This window comes from Nonomuraea rhodomycinica, assembly GCF_013363995.1.
GTDB lineage: Bacteria > Actinomycetota > Actinomycetes > Streptosporangiales > Streptosporangiaceae > Nonomuraea > Nonomuraea rhodomycinica.
This window is the reverse complement of sequence record NZ_JABWGO010000007.1, coordinates 117,794-134,969: the sequence shown is the minus strand read 5'-3', so window position 1 is coordinate 134,969 and position 17,176 is coordinate 117,794. Positions and strand designations below refer to the sequence as shown.

The window sequence follows — 17,176 nt, the reverse complement described above, 5'->3', positions numbered from 1 at the left end:
CTCCAGGAGGTTCGCCTTGTCCACGTTGAGCATCTTCGGCGCCGTCCCCGCCCAGTCCGCCGCCGCGCCGGCGCAGCCGCGCGAGCGCCGCCCGATCCCCGCCGTCCTCGGCGCCGACCTGGAGGTGCCGGTCAAGGGCGGGCGCCTCGTCGGGTACGCCAACCTGGACTACGCGGCCAGCGCTCCCTGTCTGGAGCCGGTCAGCGCCGCCGTCACCGCCGCGCTCCCGGCCTACTCCAGCGTCCACCGCGGCGCCGGCTACGCCTCCCAGCTCACCACCGCCCGGTACGAGCAGGCCAGGCACACGGTCCGCGCCTTCGTCGGCGCCCGTGCCGACGACGCCGTGATCTTCACGCGCAACACCACCGACGCCACGAACCTGCTGGCCGGCTGCCTGCCCGCCGGCGCCACGGCCGTCGTGTTCGACACCGAGCACCACGCCTCGCTGCTGCCGTGGGAGCGGGTGGTGCGGCTCGCTCCGCCGGCCTTCCCCGGCGAGGCCGTCCGCGCGGCCGACGAGGCGCTGGCCGCCCTGGACGGGCCCAAGCTGCTCGTCGTCACGGCCGCCTCGAACGTCACCGGCGAGCTGTGGCCGATCGCGGCGCTGGCCCACATCGCGCACCGCCACGGGGCCCGCATCCTCGTGGACGCCGCCCAGCTCGTACCGCATCGGCGGCTCAACCTGACCGCGCTGGACCTGGACTACGTGGCGTTCTCCGGCCACAAGCTGTACGCGCCGTTCGGCGCCGGGGTGCTGGTCGGGCGGCGCGACTGGCTGGCGGCGGGCGAGCCGTACCTGAAGGGCGGCGGAGCGGTGCGCTCGGTGGCCCCGGCCGGCTCCGGCGACACCGAGTGGCACGAGGACCCGGAGCCGCGTCACGAGGCCGGCACGCCGAACGTGCTGGGCGCCATCGCGCTGGCCGCCGCCTGCGACGCGCTCACCGCCACGGGCTGGACCGCGCTGGTGCGCGAGGAGGAGCGGCTGATCGCGCGGCTGCGCGCCGGGCTCGCCTCGATCGAAGGCGTACGGGAGCTGTCGCTGTGGGGGCCGGACCACCCGCGGGTGGGCATCGTGTCGTTCACCGTGGACGGGCTCGCGGCGCGCGAGGTCGCGGAGGCGCTGTCGGGCGAGTACGGGATCGGGGTGCGCGACGGCAAGTTCTGCGCGCACCCGTTCGTCCGGCACCTGCTGGGAACAACTGACGGCGGCTGCGAGGACGGCACCGCGTCGGCCGTGCGGGCCTCGATCGGGATCGGGACGACGGAGGAGCACGTGGACCGCCTCGTCGCCGCCCTCCGCGTCCTGGCGGCCCGCGGCGCCACCGCCTGAGCGCGCCCCCTTCCTGTGCGGCCGGGCCGTCCTCGTCCGGCCGGGCCGTCGCGGTCAGCGGTTGGGCGGCTTGCGGGTGGGGTGGTCCTCGGAGAACAGGGCGTCGATGTCGCTCATGTCCTCCTCGTTGAGGTCCCCGGGACGGCGTCCCTGGTCACCGTAGGGATGCCGGGGCGTGGTGTCGCCCGCCTCCCCCGGTGTCGCGCTGCCGCGCATGGGTGTCGTCTGCTCCCCCGGAGGTGTCGCGGGCTGCGCCGGAGGTGTCGTGGGCTGCGCCGGAGGTGTCGTGGGCTGCGTCTGCGGCGCCTTCGGCACGGCCGGGATCGGCCCCCGGTACATGGGCTCCGTCGGGGCCGATGCCGTGCCCGCGCCGGCGGGGGCGACGGCCGCCCGCTTCTCGGCGCGACGGCGCCGGTACGAGGCGGACAGCACTCCGTCGACGCCGATGCGCCCGCCCCCCAGCGCGAGCAGCAGCACGCACCCCGCCGCCAGGGCGCCCACGAACTCCCAGCCGCCGGTGTTGCTGGAGATCCCGTGCCCCATGTGGACGAAGGCGAAGGCGCCTCCGAGCACGACGAGCAGCCCCAGCGACGCCAGCCGCACAGCGAGCCCGATGACCAGCAGGGCGCCCCCCACGGTCTCGGCCGTCATCGCGTACGCGGCGGCGAGCTGCGGCAGCGGCACACCACTCTGGGTGAACATCTTGGACGTGGCGCCCAGCCCGGCCTGCCACTTCTGCAATCCGGTGGACACGAAGATCACGCCGATCAGGACGCGTGAGATCAACGCGGCTACGTCGAACACGATTCTCTTCATGGAAATACCTCCCCCCGATACCGCTTTATCTCCCCTAGTCCGGTTTTAGCGATGCGCATCCATACCGTTCCTTGACCCTGCTCCAGGGACGACGGCCGGCCACCCCGCGCTGGATCACCACGGCGGCCGGTGGCAGCATGGCCCTATGACGGAACGCGTGGTCGGCATCGGCGCGGGCGCGAAGGAGCTGGCGACCGAGGACATGATCCTCAACATCGGCCCGCAGCACCCGTCCACCCACGGCGTCCTGCGGCTGCGCCTCACGCTCGACGGCGAGCGCATCGCCACCGCCGAGCCGATCATCGGCTACATGCACCGGGGCGCCGAGAAGCTGTTCGAGGTGCGCGACTTCCGGCAGATCATCATGCTGGCCAACCGGCACGACTGGCTGTCCGGCTTCGCCAACGAGCTGGGCGTGGTCATCGCCGCCGAACGCCTGCTCGGCATGGAGCCGCCCGTCCGCGCCGTCTGGGCCCGCACGCTGCTGGCCGAGCTCAACCGGGTCCTCAGCCACCTGATGTTCCTCGGCTCCTACCCCCTGGAGCTCGGCGCGATCACCCCGGTCTTCTACGCCTTCAACGAGCGCGAGCGCATCCAGGCCGTCATGGAGGAGATCTCCGGCGGACGCATGCACTACATGTTCAACCGGGTCGGCGGGCTCAAGGAGGAGCTCCCGTACGGCTGGCTGGACCGGGTGTCGGAGGCGGTCGCCGAGACCCGCCGCCGCGTCCCCGACATCGAGGACCTCATCCTCCACAACGAGATCTTCCTGGCCCGCACCAAGGGCGTGGGCGTGCTCCGGCACGAGCAGATCATGCAGTACGGCGTCAGCGGCCCCATCGCCCGCGCCTCCGGCGTGGACTTCGACCTGCGGCGCGACCAGCCGTACCTCGCCTATCCCGAGCTGCCGGTGAAGGTCGTCACGCGCGAGGCGGGCGACTGCCACGCCCGCTTCGAGGTGCTGCTGGAACAGCTCAAGGTCTCCCTCGACCTGGCCGACGCCTGCGTGGAGCGGCTCCGCTCGCTGCCGCCCGGCCCGGTCAACCAGCGCCTGCCCAAGGTGCTGAAGGTGCCCGAGGGCCACACGTACGCCTGGACCGAGAACCCCCTCGGCATCAACGGCTACTACCTCGTCTCCAAGGGCGACAAGACGCCGTGGCGGCTCAAGCTCCGCTCGGCCTCCTACAACAACATCCAGGTGCTGCGCGAGATGCTGCCCGGCCACCTGGTGGCCGACATGGTGGCGATCCTCGGCTCGATGTTCTTCGTCGTGGGTGACATCGACAAGTGACCGCCCCCGAACCCCCGGCACCCCCCGCCGTCGTCCGCGACAAGTACGTCGACTGGCTGCGCGCCCTCAGCCTCATCGTCGTCGTGGTGTGGCACTGGGCGTTCACGATCCTGCAATGGGAGCCCGGCGGTCCCGAGCCGACCAGCCCGCTCGGGTTCACCTCGGGGCTGTGGATCCTCACCTGGCTGCTCCAGGTGCTGCCGCTGTTCTTCTACGTCGGCGGGCACGTCCACCTGCTGTCGTGGGAGCGGGCCAGGGCGCGCGGCGTCGGCATCGGCGCGTTCGTGTGGCGGCGCATCCGCGCGCTGGCCGTCCCAGCGCTCTTCCTGTCCGGCGCGTGGACGGTCGTCGGCGCCGTCGTGACCTGGGTGTTCAAGGTCGACTGGATGTGGCGGGTGGTGCTGCTCGTGCTCAGCCCGCTGTGGTTCCTCGGCGTCTACCTCGTGCTCATCGCGCTGCTGCCGGTGGCGCTGTGGCTGCACCGCCGCTACGACGTGCTGGCGCTCATCTGGCTCGGCGGCGCGGCGCTGGTCGTGGACGTGGTGCGCTTCCGTTACGGCGTGGAGTGGGCCGGCTGGCTCAACATGATCGTGGTCTGGGGCCTCGCCCACCAGGCCGGCTTCTTCTACGACCGGATCGTCGTCCTGCCCCGCCGCTACGACGTGGGCGTGCTGTGGACGGGGCTGTTCGCGCTGTTCGGCCTGGTCTACTCGGGCATCTACCCCGGGTCCATGGTCGGCGTGCCGGGCGACAAGTGGTCGAACATGGCGCCGCCCACGTTCGTCATCGTCGCCCTGCTGATCTTCCAGATCGGGCTGGTCGAGGTGCTGCGGCCGGCGATGGAGCGGGTCCTGGAACGGCCGGGCTGGCGGCGCGTCAACGACACGATCAACCGCTTCGCGCTGCCGCTGTTCCTCTTCCACACCACGGGGATGGCGATCGCGCTGGGGGTGTCGTGGTGGCTGTTCGGCACGCTGGGCGGGAAGGTGCCGCCGGACCTCAAGTGGTGGCTGGAGCGCCCGATCGCCATCCTGGGGCCGCTGATCTGCACGCTCCCGGTCATCTACCTCTTCGGCCGCCCCCGCCCCGCCCGGACCGAGGACACGAGCCCGGCGCCCCGCCGCCCTTGAGACATGACTGTCACCGTGTTCCCGACCGGCCCCGAGGACGAGCGCATCATCCGGACCGCCGCACGGCCCGGCGAGCGGTCCGGCGACGTGATCCGGCGCGCCCTGCGCCTCCTGGGGCATGAGGTCTGGCTCAAGCAGGCCCGCGCCGACGCGCGACGACTCGCCGACGAGGACCTGTCGGCCGAAGAGGACGCCTGGTGGTCCGCGGTGCGATCCACCGTGCCGAACATCCCGGCCTCCACCAGCGTGAGGCCGTCCGTCTTCAGACCCGGGACCGGGTTCGGCGCACTATCCGGCAGAGACGAGACGGCCTAGCGCGGGCCGGTGTCCTCGGGGCCCTCGGGGATGCGGCAGGAGTGCTCCAGGAACAGCGCGGCGCAGATGAGCGCCACGAACGCGAGGAACGAGCCTGTCGCGATGAAGAACTCCGTGCGCGGCGTCTCCCGCGTGAGCAGCTGCACCGTGTGCAGGGCGAACCCGGCGAACATCCCGCCGAACACCGCCCCCGCGTACGACGACGCCTTGGCCAGGGCGGCCAGCCGCGCCACCGCCAGCGGCTCCACCGGCTTGGTGCCCGGCTTGCGGTCGAGGCGCGCCTTGGTCATCCACGCGCTGTACGCCTCGCCGAGGGCCAGCAGCAGCACGGTCGGGATCGCGGTCCACGGCACGATGGGCAACTCGGCGTAGAACTGCCGCACCACCATCCAGGTGAGCAGGGCCACGACGACGACGAGACCGACGAGCACGCCGGGACGGGTCGGCCTCAATCGGGCCTCTGCAGCTTCAGGTCGTCGCGCAGCCGCACGCCCCGCTGGTCGAGGCCCGCCAGCACGTCGGCCACCCGGCCGTGACCGGGCAGCTCGGCATCCGGGTCGGCCCGCGACCACGGCACCAGCACGAACGCCCGCTCGTGGGCGCGCGGGTGCGGCAGCGTGAGGTCGGGGTCGTCGCACACCGTGTCGCCCACGACCACGAGGTCGACGTCGAGCGTGCGCGGACCCCACCGCTCCAGCCGCTCCCGGCCGAACGCGTTCTCGACGCTCTGCGCCCGCTCCAGCAGCGCGCGCGGCGGCAGCGAGGTCTCGGCGATCACGATCGCGTTGAGGTACGGCCGCTGCCCGGCGGGGCCGCCCACCGGGTCGGTCTCGTAGACGGGCGACGCCGCGACGAACTCCATGCCCGGAGCGTCGAACAGCGTGTCGACGGCCCCCTGCAACGTGTCGAAGCGCCGGCCGAGGTTGCTGCCGAGGGACAGGACGCATCTCATGGGCGACTCCACTCGATCGTCACGTACACATCGTCCACACCGTCGGAAACGGGCACGCCGCCGAGGGGCCCGGGCGTGCGCCGGCGCGCGGGCCGGCCGGCGGGGCCACCAGCCGGGCGACGCATGGGCCGGCTCAGGAGGGGACTCATTGGCGGCTCCGCCGGATCGTCACGATCACGTCGTCGAACGGCAGGGGGATCGGCGCGGCCGGCTTGTGCACGCTGATCTCCGCCGCGTGGACCCGGTCGTCGGCCAGGCACACGTCGGCCAGGCGCTGCGCCAGCGTCTCGATCAGCTCGACGGGCTCCCCCTCCACGACCTTGACCAGCGCCTGGGCCAGCTCGCCGTAGTGGACCGTGAGCGTCAGGTCGTCGGCAGCCGCGGCGGGCGCCAGGTCGAGGAACAGCGTCGCGTCGACCACGAACTCCTGCCCCAGCTCCCGCTCGGCGGGCAGCACCCCGTGCCGCCCTCTGGCGCGCAGGCCCTTCAGCGTGATCCGGTCAGTGCTCAAGCTCGTCGTCCTCCTCCTCGTCGTCGTCGCCCTGGAGCACCGGCGAGCCGTGATGCATCCACAGCCGCCACCCCTGCGGGGTGCGGACGTAGACGTTGCTCGCCACGACCTTGCCCGCGGCGAAGCTCGACTCACCTTCGTCGCCGGCGGTGAGGATGTTCTCGACACAGGTGAGGACCGCCACGTCGCCCAGCACGGTCGTGCTGACGTCGGTCAGCACGAACTGGATGTAGGTGGTGTTGGCCATGATGAGCGCCCAGGAGCGCAGCACCTCCGAGCGCCCCGCCAGCAGGGTCCAGCCCGGGTGGACACAGCTCACCTGCTCGTCGGCGGAGTCCTCGGCCCAGATCTCGGTCATCCGGTCGAGGTCGCCGGCCTCGATCGCGGTGTAGAAGTCCTGGTTGACCGTCTCGATGGCGGCAGTGTCGACGCTCATGTATCGGCTCCTGCTCTCTCCCATGCGGCGGCCACGCGGACGGCGTCGGCGTTGGGCGCCACCTTGTGAACCCTGACGCACCAGGCGCCGGCGCGTGCGGCCAGCGCCGTCACGGCCACGGTGGCGTCGTCACTACGGCTGAACGGGCGGGGCGCGCCGTCGTCGCCGGCCAGCAGCCGCCCCAGGAACCTCTTGCGGGAGGCGCCCACGAGCAGCGGATAGCCCAGCTCGGCCAGGCGCGGCAGGCCGGCCAGCAGCGCCCAGTTGTGGGCGGCGGTCTTCGCGAAGCCGAGGCCCGGGTCGAGCACGACCTGCTCCTCGGACACGCCCTCGGCCAGCACCAGATCGACCCGCTTGGCCAGCTCCTCGCGCACCTCGGTCACCACGTCGGCGTAGACCGCCCGGGTGTCCATGTCGGCGCTGTGGCCGCGCCAGTGCATCACCACGTAGGGGACGCCGGTGTCGGCGACCACGCGCGGCATCTCGGGGTCGGCCAGGCCGCCGCTCACGTCGTTGACCAGACGTGCTCCGGCCTCCACGGCCGCCCTGGCGACCTCGGCGCGCATCGTGTCGACGCTGACCGCCACCCCGCGCGCGCTGAGTTCCCTGATGACCGGCACCACGCGGGCCAGCTCCTCCTCCAGGGACACCCTCGCCGCTCCGGGGCGGGTGGACTCGCCTCCCACATCGACGATGTCGGCTCCCTCATCGACCAGCTCCAGCCCGTGCCGGATCGCGGCCTCCTCGCCGAACCACAGACCGCCGTCGGAGAAGGAGTCGGGCGTCACGTTGACCACGCCCATGACGAGGCACCGCTCTTCGGCTGCCAGTCCTGGCACGCTTGTCGGCCCGCTTGTCATGGCCCAAGCCTAGGCGCTTGCCCAGACCTGTTGATGTCATGGGTACCCCATTGTGGATAACGAATCCCACGCAGGCAGGCTTGCCGCTGGTCCGCACATTTTTGGCGCCTTTTTACACCCCACCCGGCAAGCCCCCACACCCACGACACGCCCCGACCACGCGGGCGACTCCCGGGCGGCGGCCGGAGACCACCGATCCCGGCAAAGGAGGGCCCGCACGGCTCCGGCGGAGAAGGGGCTTGCGCCTCCGGCGAAGGAAGGGGTGTAGAGCTACGGCTGAGGAGGGGGTGCGGTTCCGGTCCAGGAGGGGGCGGAGAGCCACGGCTGAGGAGGGGGTGCGGCTCCGGTCAACGGGTGAGGGTGCCGCTCCGGTCCGGAGAGGGGGTGCGGCTCCGGCCGACGGCGGAGGGAGGCCATGGCCGGCGTCGCGCGCGTAACGGCGGCCGGCCATGTGCGGGGTCAGCGGGCGTCTCCCTGGAGGCCCTCAGCCCTGGACGGCGACTGGCGCGAAGCCGGCTGTGCCGTGACAGAAGAAAATTACAGTCGTCCCAGAATCAGGGCCATCGCCTCGGCGCGGGTCTTGTCGCTGGTGCGGAAGTCGCCGCGGACGGCGGAGGTGACGGTCTTGGCGCCCGGCTTGCGAACCCCCCGCATGGTCATGCACAGGTGCTCGCACTCCAGCACCACGATCGCCCCGCGCGGCTCCAGCACGTGCATGAGCGCGTCGGCGATCTGCGACGTCATCCGCTCCTGCACCTGCGGGCGCCGGGCGTAGACGTCGACCAGGCGGGCCAGCTTGGACAGGCCCGTCACCTGGCCGCGGTCGTTGGGGATGTACCCCACGTGCGCGAAGCCGTGGAACGGCACCAGGTGGTGCTCACAGGTGGAGTAGACCTCGATGTCCTTGACCAGCACCATCTCGTCGTGGTCGACGTCGAAGACCTTGTTCAGCACGTCCTCGGGGTTCTGGCCGAGGCCGGAGAACTGCTCGGCGTAGGCGCGGGCGACCCGGGCCGGGGTGTCGAGCAGGCCGTCACGGTCGGGATCCTCGCCGATGGCGTAGAGGATCTCGCGGACGGCCTTCTCGATCCGGCCCAGGTCTACGTCGTGCGAACTCACGCACCGTCTCCGGAGGGAAGCGCGCCCTGGTGGCCCGGCGTGAGCGAGCCGTTGGCCGACTGCTCCTTCGGGGTCAGGATCGGCGGACGGTCGGACGGGAGCCGCTTGCCGTAGCCGGCGTAGGACGGGCGGTGCTCCTTGACCACGACCGGGGCGAAGATCTGGAGGACCTGGTCGCGGGAGAGCGTCTCCTTCTCCATGAGCTCCAGGACGAGGTTGTCGAGGACGTCGCGGTACTGGACCAGGATGTCCCACGCCTGGTCGTGCGCCGTCTCGATCATGCGGCGGACCTCCTCGTCGATCGTGGAGGCGATCTTCTCGGAGTAGTCGCGCTCGTGGCCCATCTCGCGGCCGAGGAACACCTCGGCCTGGCCGGTGCCGAACTTGCGGGCGCCGAGCTGCTCGCTCATGCCGTACTCGGTGACCATGCGCCGGGCGACGGCCGTGGCCTTCTCGATGTCGTTGGAGGCGCCGGTGGTGGGCTCGTGGAAGACGAGCTCCTCCGCCGCGCGACCGCCGAGCAGCATCGCGAGCTGGTCCATCATCTCCGAACGCGTGGCGAGGAACTTGTCCTCCATCGGCAGCGTCATCGTGTAGCCGAGCGCGCGGCCCCGGGACAAGATCGTGATCTTGTGGACCGGGTCGGAGTTCGGCAGCGCGTGCGCCACCAGCGCGTGACCGCCCTCGTGGTAGGCGATCATCTTCTTTTCCTTGTCGGACATGACCCGGGTCTTGCGCTCGGGCCCTGCCATGACGCGGTCGATCGACTCCTCGAGGACGTCCATCGTGATCAGCTTCTGGTCGGCGCGCGCGGTCAGCAGCGCCGCCTCGTTGATCACGTTGGCCAGGTCGGCGCCGGTGAAGCCCGGCGTGCGGCGGGCGATGACGTCGAGGTCGACCTCCGGCGAGAACGGCTTGCCGCGGCCGTGGACGCGCAGGATGCCCTTGCGGCCCTCCAGGTCGGGCCGGTCGACGGTGACCTGGCGGTCGAAGCGGCCGGGACGCAGCAGCGCCGGGTCGAGGATGTCGGGCCGGTTGGTCGCGGCGATGAGGATCACGCCGCCCTTGACGTCGAAGCCGTCCATCTCGACGAGGAGCTGGTTGAGGGTCTGCTCGCGCTCGTCGTGACCGCCGCCCAGGCCGGCGCCGCGGTGGCGGCCGACGGCGTCGATCTCGTCGATGAAGATGATCGACGGGGCGTTGGCCTTGGCCTGTTCGAACAGGTCACGGACGCGGGAGGCGCCGACACCGACGAACATCTCGACGAAGTCGGAACCGGAGATCGAGTAGAAGGGGACGCCGGCCTCGCCCGCGACCGCGCGGGCCAGCAGGGTCTTGCCGGTGCCGGGCGGGCCGTACAGGAGCACGCCCTTGGGGATCTTGGCGCCGATCGCCTGGAACTTGGCCGGGGCCTGCAGGAACTCCTTGATCTCCTGGAGCTCCTCGATGGCCTCGTCGGCTCCCGCGACGTCGGCGAAGGTGGTCTTCGGAGTGTCCTTGGTGATCAGCTTGGCCTTGGACTTGCCGAAGCTCATCACCCGCGAGCCGCCGCCCTGCATCTGGTTCATGACGAACAGGAAGATGAGGACGATGATGACGAGCGGCAGGAAGCTCACCAGGATGCTGACGAGGAAGTTCTCCTGCGGCACCTCGGTGGTGAAGCTCTTGGTCTTCTTGGCGTCGACCTGGGCCTGCAGCTCCTCGGTCAGCTTGGTGCCGTAGCCGCCCACCCAGTCAGACTGGATCGTCTTGGTCGGGGTGTCGCCCGGCCGGACCACGATCGGGCTGTTGAGCGTCAGCTCGATCCGCTGATCCTTGTCGACAATCTTCGCGTTGTTGACGTTTCCATTGCGAATCTGCTGAAGGACCGTGGACGTGTCGGCCTGCTTGAAGTTTCCGCCGCCGCTCCAGAGCTGGGTGACGAGCAGGAGCAGCACGACGATGCCCAGGATCCACAGCAGTGGCCCACGTGTAAATCGCTTGAGATCCATCCGATGCGGAACCCCTTGCGGGCCCGTCCCTTCCTGACCATGGCCTTGAACCCCGGGACGCGTCCCGGGGGCCGCGGCATCCGATACCGCGAGATCTTCCGACTACCCGAAGAGGACACGCGGTCACCCTTCAGGAGTCAGAAGGTACACCGGCAGAGCGCGCGGAGGGACCGCCCGCTACACCGGTCTTGCCCTACCAACGTACGTCAGGTCTGGTAGTGTTCCCGGCTCCTCTTCGGATTGCTACTCGTAAACGTGCGGCGCGAGCGTTCCGATGAACGGCAGGTTCCGGTAGCGCTCCGCGTAGTCGAGTCCATATCCGATGACGAACTCGTTGGGAATGTCGAAGCCCACGTACTTGACGTCGATCGGCACCTTCACCGCGTCGGGCTTGCGCAGCGCGGTGCAGATCTCCAGCGACGCGGGATTGCGCGACTTCAGGTTCTCCAGAAGCCAGTGCAGAGTCAGGCCGGAATCGATGATGTCCTCGACGATCAGCACGTGGCGGCCCATGATGTCGGTGTCCAGGTCCTTCAGCACCCGCACCACGCCGGACGACCTGGTGCCCGCGCCGTACGACGACACGGCCATCCAGTCCATCTGCACGGGCACGTGCAGGGCCCTGGCCAGGTCGGCCATCACCATGACCGCGCCCTTCAACACGCCCACGAGCAGGATGTCCTTGCCCGCGTAGTCCTGGTCGATCCGCTCGGCGAGCTCCTTGATCTTCGCCTGGAGCTCGTCCTCGGGAATGAGGACTTTCTCCAGGTCCTGGCCCATGTCGGCAGCGTCCACCTGAGGTTCCTTACGGGATGGGACTGATGGCGACTATCAGGGTGCCATACCGCCTGACGGCGGCCCGACCCCCGGGCAGGTCGACGGGCTTCTGCCCGCGCCAGTGCGTGACCAGGCGGTCCACGGCGCGTACATGCGTCGCCGACAGCGACCCGGGTGGCGACCCCGCCGCGACCGCGGCGCGCCGCAGGACCCGCCTGCGCACCGCCCCCGGCAGGGCTTCGAGCGCCGCTACGGACAGCGTCACTGATCCGCCGATATCGCTAAGAGCGCAATCCTGGTAGACCCGATCCGCCCACTCGTCGAGCGCGTCGGCGTCCTCGCGGGCCAGCGCGGCGGTCCGGGCGAGCGCCTCGGCCACCCCCGGCCCGAGCTCCGACTCCAGCAGCGGCAGGATCCGCGTGCGCACGCGGACCCGGGTGAAGCGCGGGTCCTCGTTGTGCGGGTCGTCCCACGGGTCGAGGCCGAGCGCGCGGCACGCCGCCACCGTCGTCGCCCTCGGGATGTCGAGGAACGGCCGGAGATAGCGTCCGCTCCGCGCGGCCATCCCCGAGATCGAACGCGGCCCGCTGCCCCTGGCCAGGCCGAGCAGCACGGTCTCGGCCTGGTCGTCACGGGTGTGCCCGAGCAGCACGGCCCGCGCCCCGAGCCGGTCGGCGGCCTCGGCCAGCGCCCGGTAGCGGGCGTCGCGGGCCGCCGCCTCCGGTCCCCCCTCGGTGCCCACCTCGACGGTGAGGACCTCGGCCAGGTCCAGCCCGAGGGGCGCGGCCAGGGCGGCGACCTTCTCGGCCCGCTCGGCCGAACCGGGCTGGAGCTGATGGTCCACCGTGAGCAGCCCCGCCTTGAGGCCGGCGCGGGGCGCCACGAAGCCGAGCGCCGCCGCCAGGGCGAGGGAGTCGGCGCCGCCGCTGCACGCGACGAGCACCGGCCCCTCGGGCGCGTCGTGCGTCAGCGCGGCCAGCGCCTCGCGCACGGCCCGCCGGACGTCTGCCACGGCCGGATGCGGACCCACGGGCGGCCGCTCCGGTCAGGCCGGCAGCGCCGGGGCGCCGATGACGCGGCGGATCCAGGCGTCCGGGTCGGAGATCTCCCCCGTCGTCGGCAGCGTCTCCGCCGAGGTCCACACCCGGTTGAACCCGTCCATGCCGGCCTTGCCCACCACCGTGCGCACGAAGGCCGACCCCTCGGCGTACTGCTTCATCTTGAGCTCGATGCCGAGCAGGCGGCGGATCGTGCGGTCGAGCTTGGACCCGCCCTCGCGGCGCTGGGCGAACTTGGCCCGGATGTCGGCGACCGAGGGCACCACGGACGGGCCCACGGCGTCCATCACGTAGTCGCCGTGCCCCTCCACCAGCGTCATCACGGCCGTCAGCCGGTCGAGGATCTCCTTCTGGGCCGGCGACTGGATGACGTCGATGAGGTTGCCCTCGCCGCCGCGCACCACGTCGGCCACGGTGTCGGCGGCGCCGCGCAGCCGTTCGATGATCGTGCCGAGGTCGAGGTCGGAGGCGAGCAGGAACTCGGTCATCTGCGAGCGGATGTACTCGCGCAGCCACGGCACGCCGGTGAACTGCACCCGGTGGGTCTCCTCGTGCAGGCACACCCACAGGCGGAAGTCGTGCGGGTCGACGTTCATCTCCCGCTCGGCGTGGACGATGTTGGGCGCCACCAGCGTCAGGCGGCCCGCCGGCTCGCGGCCCGACGGGTCCGGCGGCAGGAACAGCTCGTACTGGCCGAGCACGCGCGAGGCGAGGAAGGCGAGCACGGCGCCCACCTCGACGCCGGTGATGCGCGAGCCCACGGCGGTGACGATCGGCGGCGGCGGGTTGGCGCCGCTGCCGATGCGCTGGGTCAGCGGCTCCAGCACGACGCGGAAGCCCTCGACGTTGGCCCTGATCCAGCCGGGCCGGTCGACGACCGTCGCCGGCTGGGGCGCGGTGTCAGCATGAATCCTGGTGAACTCCCGCACATGGCCCTCGGCCTCGCGGGAGAGCGTGCGGAGCTCGGTGACGGCCTGTCTGGCCTCTTCACGGCTCACTTGGGGACCGGGGCGCACGAGACGCGTGCCGGTCGAGACGGCCAGATCCCAGTCGATCACCTGCATACCGTCCACCGTACGTTGTCCGCTCCGGACCCGCGAAGGAGCGCCGGTGTCTGGACTGAGGAGGGAGGGAGCGAAGCGACCGAACGACGAAGGAAGACACCGGATCAAGCGACTGAGCCGCGATCCGCAGGATCGCCATCAGACCCGCGAAGGAGCGCCGGTGTCTGGACTGAGGAGGGAGGGAGCGAAGCGACCGAACGACGAAGGAAGACACCGGATCAAGCGACTGAGCCGCGATCCGCAGGATCGCCGTCAGACCCGCGAAGGAGCGCCGTGAGGAGAGCTGTCAGGAGCGGGCCACCAGGGCGGCGAGTTTGTCGAGGACGGGTTCGGCGTTGAGGGGGACGCGGTCGGCCATGAAGGCGAACGTGACGAGGCGGCCGTCCTTGGTGGTGGCGAGCCCGGCCAGCGTGTTGACGTTGTTGAGCGTGCCCGTCTTGGCGCGGACCAGCCCCACCTGTCCCCTGCTGTCGGCGGAGGTGAAGCGGCGGCCGTTGCCGAGCGTGCCGGAGAAGCCGGCGACGGGCATGCCGGAGGCCACCGCCCTCAGCTCCGGGTGGGCGGCGCTGCCGGCGGTGGCGATGACACGGGCGAGCGCGTCGGGGCTGATGCGGTTGTACGGCGACAGCCCGCTGCCGTCGCGGATCTGGACCCCGCCCGGGAAGCCGAGCCGCTTGAGCACCGCCAGGGTCGCCGCGGCGCCGCCCTCGAAGGAGGCGGGCTGGCCTTCCTTGACGGCCACCTGGCGGGCCAGCGCCTCGGCCAGGTCGTCGTCGCTGAACGTCAGCGTGTGCTCGACCAGGGCGTAGACGGGCGGCGACTCGACGCGGGCCAGCTCGGCCGCGCCCGCCGGGGCCTTGGCGGGCCGCGCGGAGCCCGACACGCTGATCCCCTGGCGGCCGAGCAGCCGGGCGAACGCGGCGGCGGCGAAGCGCGGCGGGTCGGTGACGCGCGGCGTGGACTGGCTGGGGTAGCGGCGCCCCTCGTCGATCACCAGCGCGGACACCGGGGCCACCTCGCCGTCGGGTATGTAGTTCGGCTTCCAGCAGGAGCACACCCGCTCGCCGGTGTAGAGGGTGGCGTCGTACGAGAGCGTGACCTTGGTGACGCCCTTGGCCTTCAGCGCCGCGGCGGTGCGCGAGGCGAGCGTGGCCAGCGACGCCGGCTTGGGGTAGGCGCCCGGCTTGGCCGACGGACCGGCCAGCGTGGGGTCCCCGCCGCCGACCAGCACGACCGCGCCCGGAGTGGCGCCCTGCACGACGCGGGTGGCGAAGCGGGTGTCGGGTCCGAGCGAGGCCAGGGCCGCGGTGCTGGTGACCAGTTTCGTGGTGGAGGCGGGGGTGATGCCGGTGTCGGCGTTGGCGGCGAAGATCCGCTCTCCGGTGGCCGCGTCGAGGACGACGGCGCCCACCCGGGCCCCCAGCTCTTTGTCACCCAGGGCGTCGGTGAGCTGACGGGTCAAAGTACTCTTAGTCGGGAGAGGTCCGTCTCCGGCCCTCGCCGGAAGCCCGGGCAGAACCGGGCCAGCGGTGACCACGGGGGCCGCGGGAGACCCCTCGGGAGACGCCGTCGGCTCGTCCGGTGACGACTGCCTCGTCAGGGCGTCCAGGTCCAGGCCGCTCGTCACCGCGTACACGCCGGTGACGATCGTCAGGATCTGGAGCAGGGCGAGCGTGGTCAGCATCACCCACCGCTCGTGCCGCGCCACGTCCCTGACCTCTCTCCTGGTGTTCGCCTACGAGACATTAACGCCCGCCCGGGGGTGCCGGGGGGTATGAGCGGAGGAACCGCGGTGGAGTTCGACGTTGTCGTTGAGATTCCCAAGGGACAACGGAACAAGTACGAAGTGGACCACGAGACCGGGAAGATCAGGCTTGACCGGCTCCTGTTCACCTCCACGCAGTACCCCGCCGACTACGGCTTCATCGAGAACACCCTCGGCGAGGACGGCGACCCGCTCGACGCGCTGGTGCTGCTCCAGGAGCCGACGTTCCCGGGCTGCTACATCACCTGCCGGGCGGTCGGCATGTTCCGGATGACCGACGAGAAGGGCGGTGACGACAAGGTCCTCTGCGTCCCGTCCACCGACCCGCGCATGGAGCACATCCGCGACATCCACCACGTGCCGGAGTTCGACCGGCTGGAGATCCAGCACTTCTTCGAGGTCTACAAGGACCTGGAGCCCGGCAAGTCGGTCGAGGGCGCCAACTGGGTGGGCCGCATGGAGGCCGAGGTCGAGATCAAGCGCTCCTTCGACCGGGCGCGCGAAGAGGGCCACGCCCACTGACGCACTCCTCTCAGGCCGGCCTGGTGGCGCCCACCAGGTCGGGCCGCCACATCGAGGCCACGCGCACCACGTCTCCGGTCTGGGGCGCGTGGACCATCATGCCGTCGCCCACGTAGATCCCCACGTGGTGGATGGTGCCGGGGTCGTCGCTCTCGTAGCCGAAGAAGAGCAGGTCGCCGCGGCGCAGCTGGTCGTAGGGGATGTGCGGGCCGGCGGTCCACTGGGTGCCCGTCCAGTGGTCGAGCCGCACTCCCACCTGCTCCCAGGCCCGCATGGTCAGGCCGGAGCAGTCGTAGCTCGACGGGCCGGCCGCCGCCCACACGTACGGCTTGCCGAGCTGGGTGAGCGCCCAGTTGGCCGCCAGGTCGCCGCCGGACGAGCCCTTGGCGACCAGGCCGGCCGCCCCGAGACCGGCGAGCCGGGCCTGACGGGCGGCCTCCCGCTCCCTGGCCAGCCGGTCGGCCCTGCTGCGGGCCGCGTCGACCCGGTGCTCCAGCTCGTGGAGCTCCCTGCGCAGGCCCCTGGTCTGCTCCCGTTGTCTGGCGACGGCCCGCTCGGCCGCGGCCTTGGCCCGCTCCGCCCGCTCGGACGCCTCCTGCTGCGCGGCGTAGGCGTCGGCCGCCTGGGCGCGCAGGATGCCGGCGACGGCCTGGCTGTCGCGCAGCTGGGACAGGATGAGGGCGCGCTCGGCGCTCATGTGCTCCAGCACGCTGGCCCGGTGCAGGTAGCCGTCGGCGTCGCCGGTGTCGTTCATCATGAACAGGTACGGCTTGCTCAGGTCGAAGCCGCCGTAGCTCTCCACGGCGAGCGCCGCGACCTTCGTCCGCGCCGACTCGACCTGCGCGTCGGCCGACTCCAGCCGTGCCCGCGCCTGGTCGTAGGCCTGGCTCGCCTGCCGCATCCGGACCATCTCGCCGTTGTACGCCTCGACCAGCCGCTCGACGCTGGCGGTGAGCTCGTCCAGGCGGGCGCGGGCCTCGACGAGCGCGGCGCTGGCGACGCCGAGCTCCTTGGTGCGCTGCCGTACGGCGCGGCGGGCGCGCGAGACCTCGCGGGTGGACGGCGGCCGCCAGGCCGCGTCGACGGAGCCGGGTGCGAGGACGGGGCCGGGCGCGAGGACAGGGGCGGACGCGGGGGCGGACGCGGAGTTGGCCGGCGGGCACAGGGCGACGACCAGGCAGGCGGCGAGGCCCACCCTCACGGTGCGCATGCTTCCCCCTCCTCGTTGGTGGCATTACG

The 17,176-nt window shown here is 71.6% G+C and carries 18 protein-coding genes; 5 read left to right on the top strand and 13 right to left on the bottom strand.

Annotation, left to right across the window (positions count from 1 at the left end):
* Nucleotides 1–16 precede the first annotated feature (16 nt).
* Nucleotides 17–1,330, top strand: coding sequence for an aminotransferase class V-fold PLP-dependent enzyme (locus tag HT134_RS26810; protein WP_246365511.1), 1,314 nt, complete (start codon nucleotides 17–19; stop codon nucleotides 1,328–1,330).
* 54 nt (nucleotides 1,331–1,384) lie between these two features.
* Here the strand turns inward: HT134_RS26810 and HT134_RS26805 are convergent, their stop codons facing one another.
* The gene (locus HT134_RS26805) at nucleotides 1,385–2,146 is read right to left on the bottom strand and encodes a DoxX family protein (RefSeq protein WP_175603227.1); all 762 of its coding nucleotides are present in this window, start codon (nucleotides 2,144–2,146) and stop codon (nucleotides 1,385–1,387) included.
* A 145-nt stretch (nucleotides 2,147–2,291) separates the two neighbouring features.
* On the opposite strand from HT134_RS26805, the gene HT134_RS26800 reads away from it, so the two are divergent.
* The 3 genes from HT134_RS26800 to HT134_RS44850 are packed head-to-tail and all read left to right on the top strand — an operon-like array spanning nucleotide 2,292 to nucleotide 4,882.
* The gene (locus HT134_RS26800; RefSeq protein WP_175603226.1) at nucleotides 2,292–3,437 is read left to right on the top strand and encodes an NADH-quinone oxidoreductase subunit D; all 1,146 of its coding nucleotides are present in this window, start codon (nucleotides 2,292–2,294) and stop codon (nucleotides 3,435–3,437) included.
* Nucleotides 3,434–4,567 (top strand): acyltransferase family protein, encoded by a 1,134-nt coding sequence (locus HT134_RS26795; protein WP_217708399.1) that lies wholly within the window; start codon nucleotides 3,434–3,436, stop codon nucleotides 4,565–4,567. The genes HT134_RS26800 and HT134_RS26795 overlap by 4 nt, the downstream gene beginning before the upstream one ends.
* A 3-nt stretch (nucleotides 4,568–4,570) precedes the next feature.
* A complete protein-coding gene (locus HT134_RS44850; protein WP_217708398.1) occupies nucleotides 4,571–4,882 on the top strand; it encodes a hypothetical protein in 312 nt (103 codons plus the stop codon).
* On the opposite strand, the gene HT134_RS26785 is transcribed toward HT134_RS44850, so the two are convergent.
* The 11 genes from HT134_RS26785 to dacB all read right to left on the bottom strand — a co-directional run bounded on the left by HT134_RS26785 (nucleotide 4,879) and on the right by dacB (nucleotide 15,358).
* Nucleotides 4,879–5,313, bottom strand: a complete 435-nt coding sequence (locus tag HT134_RS26785; RefSeq protein ID WP_312888453.1) for a DUF3180 domain-containing protein — start codon at nucleotides 5,311–5,313, stop codon at nucleotides 4,879–4,881. The genes HT134_RS44850 and HT134_RS26785 overlap by 4 nt on opposite strands.
* Before the next feature lie 17 nt (nucleotides 5,314–5,330).
* Nucleotides 5,331–5,834: a 2-amino-4-hydroxy-6-hydroxymethyldihydropteridine diphosphokinase gene (gene folK, locus HT134_RS26780; RefSeq protein ID WP_175603224.1), complete on the bottom strand. Its 504-nt coding sequence runs from the start codon at nucleotides 5,832–5,834 to the stop codon at nucleotides 5,331–5,333.
* 145 nt (nucleotides 5,835–5,979) lie between these two features.
* Nucleotides 5,980–6,345 carry a dihydroneopterin aldolase gene (gene folB, locus HT134_RS26775; RefSeq protein ID WP_175603223.1) on the bottom strand — a complete coding sequence of 122 codons (366 nt, stop codon included), beginning with the start codon at nucleotides 6,343–6,345 and terminating at the stop codon, nucleotides 5,980–5,982.
* Nucleotides 6,335–6,781, bottom strand: a complete 447-nt coding sequence (locus HT134_RS26770) for a nuclear transport factor 2 family protein (protein WP_175603222.1) — start codon at nucleotides 6,779–6,781, stop codon at nucleotides 6,335–6,337. The genes folB and HT134_RS26770 overlap by 11 nt, the downstream gene beginning before the upstream one ends.
* Nucleotides 6,778–7,584 (bottom strand): dihydropteroate synthase, encoded by an 807-nt coding sequence (gene folP / locus HT134_RS26765; RefSeq protein ID WP_175603221.1) that lies wholly within the window; start codon nucleotides 7,582–7,584, stop codon nucleotides 6,778–6,780. The genes HT134_RS26770 and folP overlap by 4 nt, the downstream gene beginning before the upstream one ends.
* Before the next feature lie 594 nt (nucleotides 7,585–8,178).
* Nucleotides 8,179–8,760, bottom strand: coding sequence for a GTP cyclohydrolase I FolE (gene folE, locus HT134_RS26760; protein WP_175590018.1), 582 nt, complete (start codon nucleotides 8,758–8,760; stop codon nucleotides 8,179–8,181).
* Nucleotides 8,757–10,751: an ATP-dependent zinc metalloprotease FtsH gene (ftsH, locus tag HT134_RS26755; RefSeq protein WP_175603220.1), complete on the bottom strand. Its 1,995-nt coding sequence runs from the start codon at nucleotides 10,749–10,751 to the stop codon at nucleotides 8,757–8,759. Before ftsH ends, folE begins: the two co-directional genes overlap by 4 nt.
* A gap of 243 nt (nucleotides 10,752–10,994) precedes the next feature.
* Nucleotides 10,995–11,546 carry a hypoxanthine phosphoribosyltransferase gene (gene hpt / locus HT134_RS26750; protein ID WP_312888452.1) on the bottom strand — a complete coding sequence of 184 codons (552 nt, stop codon included), beginning with the start codon at nucleotides 11,544–11,546 and terminating at the stop codon, nucleotides 10,995–10,997.
* A 10-nt stretch (nucleotides 11,547–11,556) separates the two neighbouring features.
* Nucleotides 11,557–12,558: a tRNA lysidine(34) synthetase TilS gene (tilS, locus tag HT134_RS26745; protein WP_175603219.1), complete on the bottom strand. Its 1,002-nt coding sequence runs from the start codon at nucleotides 12,556–12,558 to the stop codon at nucleotides 11,557–11,559.
* A gap of 15 nt (nucleotides 12,559–12,573) precedes the next feature.
* Nucleotides 12,574–13,650 (bottom strand): Rv3626c family coenzyme F420 biosynthesis-associated protein, encoded by a 1,077-nt coding sequence (locus HT134_RS26740; protein WP_175603218.1) that lies wholly within the window; start codon nucleotides 13,648–13,650, stop codon nucleotides 12,574–12,576.
* A 286-nt stretch (nucleotides 13,651–13,936) separates the two neighbouring features.
* The gene (gene dacB, locus HT134_RS26735; RefSeq protein WP_312888451.1) at nucleotides 13,937–15,358 is read right to left on the bottom strand and encodes a D-alanyl-D-alanine carboxypeptidase/D-alanyl-D-alanine endopeptidase; all 1,422 of its coding nucleotides are present in this window, start codon (nucleotides 15,356–15,358) and stop codon (nucleotides 13,937–13,939) included.
* 84 nt (nucleotides 15,359–15,442) lie between these two features.
* Here dacB and HT134_RS26730 point away from each other — a divergent pair, with 84 nt between their 5' ends.
* Nucleotides 15,443–15,937, top strand: a complete 495-nt coding sequence (locus tag HT134_RS26730) for an inorganic diphosphatase (RefSeq protein ID WP_175590022.1) — start codon at nucleotides 15,443–15,445, stop codon at nucleotides 15,935–15,937.
* Nucleotides 15,938–15,947: 10 nt separating this feature from the next.
* Here HT134_RS26730 and HT134_RS44845 read toward each other — a convergent pair whose 3' ends face one another.
* Nucleotides 15,948–17,147 carry a C40 family peptidase gene (locus HT134_RS44845; protein ID WP_217708397.1) on the bottom strand — a complete coding sequence of 400 codons (1,200 nt, stop codon included), beginning with the start codon at nucleotides 17,145–17,147 and terminating at the stop codon, nucleotides 15,948–15,950.
* Nucleotides 17,148–17,176: the final 29 nt, after the last annotated feature.

Excerpts from the sequence above, each read along its gene's own strand:
- HT134_RS26805 (WP_175603227.1), bottom strand. The coding sequence starts at position 2,146 with ATGAAGAGAATCGTGTTCGACGTAGCCGCGTTGATCTCACGCGTCCTG.
- HT134_RS26800 (WP_175603226.1), top strand. The coding sequence starts at position 2,292 with ATGACGGAACGCGTGGTCGGCATCGGCGCGGGCGCGAAGGAGCTGGCG.
- HT134_RS44850 (WP_217708398.1), top strand. The coding sequence starts at position 4,571 with ATGACTGTCACCGTGTTCCCGACCGGCCCCGAGGACGAGCGCATCATC.
- folK (WP_175603224.1), bottom strand. The coding sequence starts at position 5,834 with ATGAGATGCGTCCTGTCCCTCGGCAGCAACCTCGGCCGGCGCTTCGAC.
- HT134_RS26770 (WP_175603222.1), bottom strand. The coding sequence starts at position 6,781 with ATGAGCGTCGACACTGCCGCCATCGAGACGGTCAACCAGGACTTCTAC.
- folP (WP_175603221.1), bottom strand. The coding sequence starts at position 7,584 with ATGGGCGTGGTCAACGTGACGCCCGACTCCTTCTCCGACGGCGGTCTG.
- ftsH (WP_175603220.1), bottom strand. The coding sequence starts at position 10,751 with ATGGATCTCAAGCGATTTACACGTGGGCCACTGCTGTGGATCCTGGGC.
- HT134_RS26740 (WP_175603218.1), bottom strand. The coding sequence starts at position 13,650 with ATGCAGGTGATCGACTGGGATCTGGCCGTCTCGACCGGCACGCGTCTC.
- HT134_RS44845 (WP_217708397.1), bottom strand. The coding sequence starts at position 17,147 with ATGCGCACCGTGAGGGTGGGCCTCGCCGCCTGCCTGGTCGTCGCCCTG.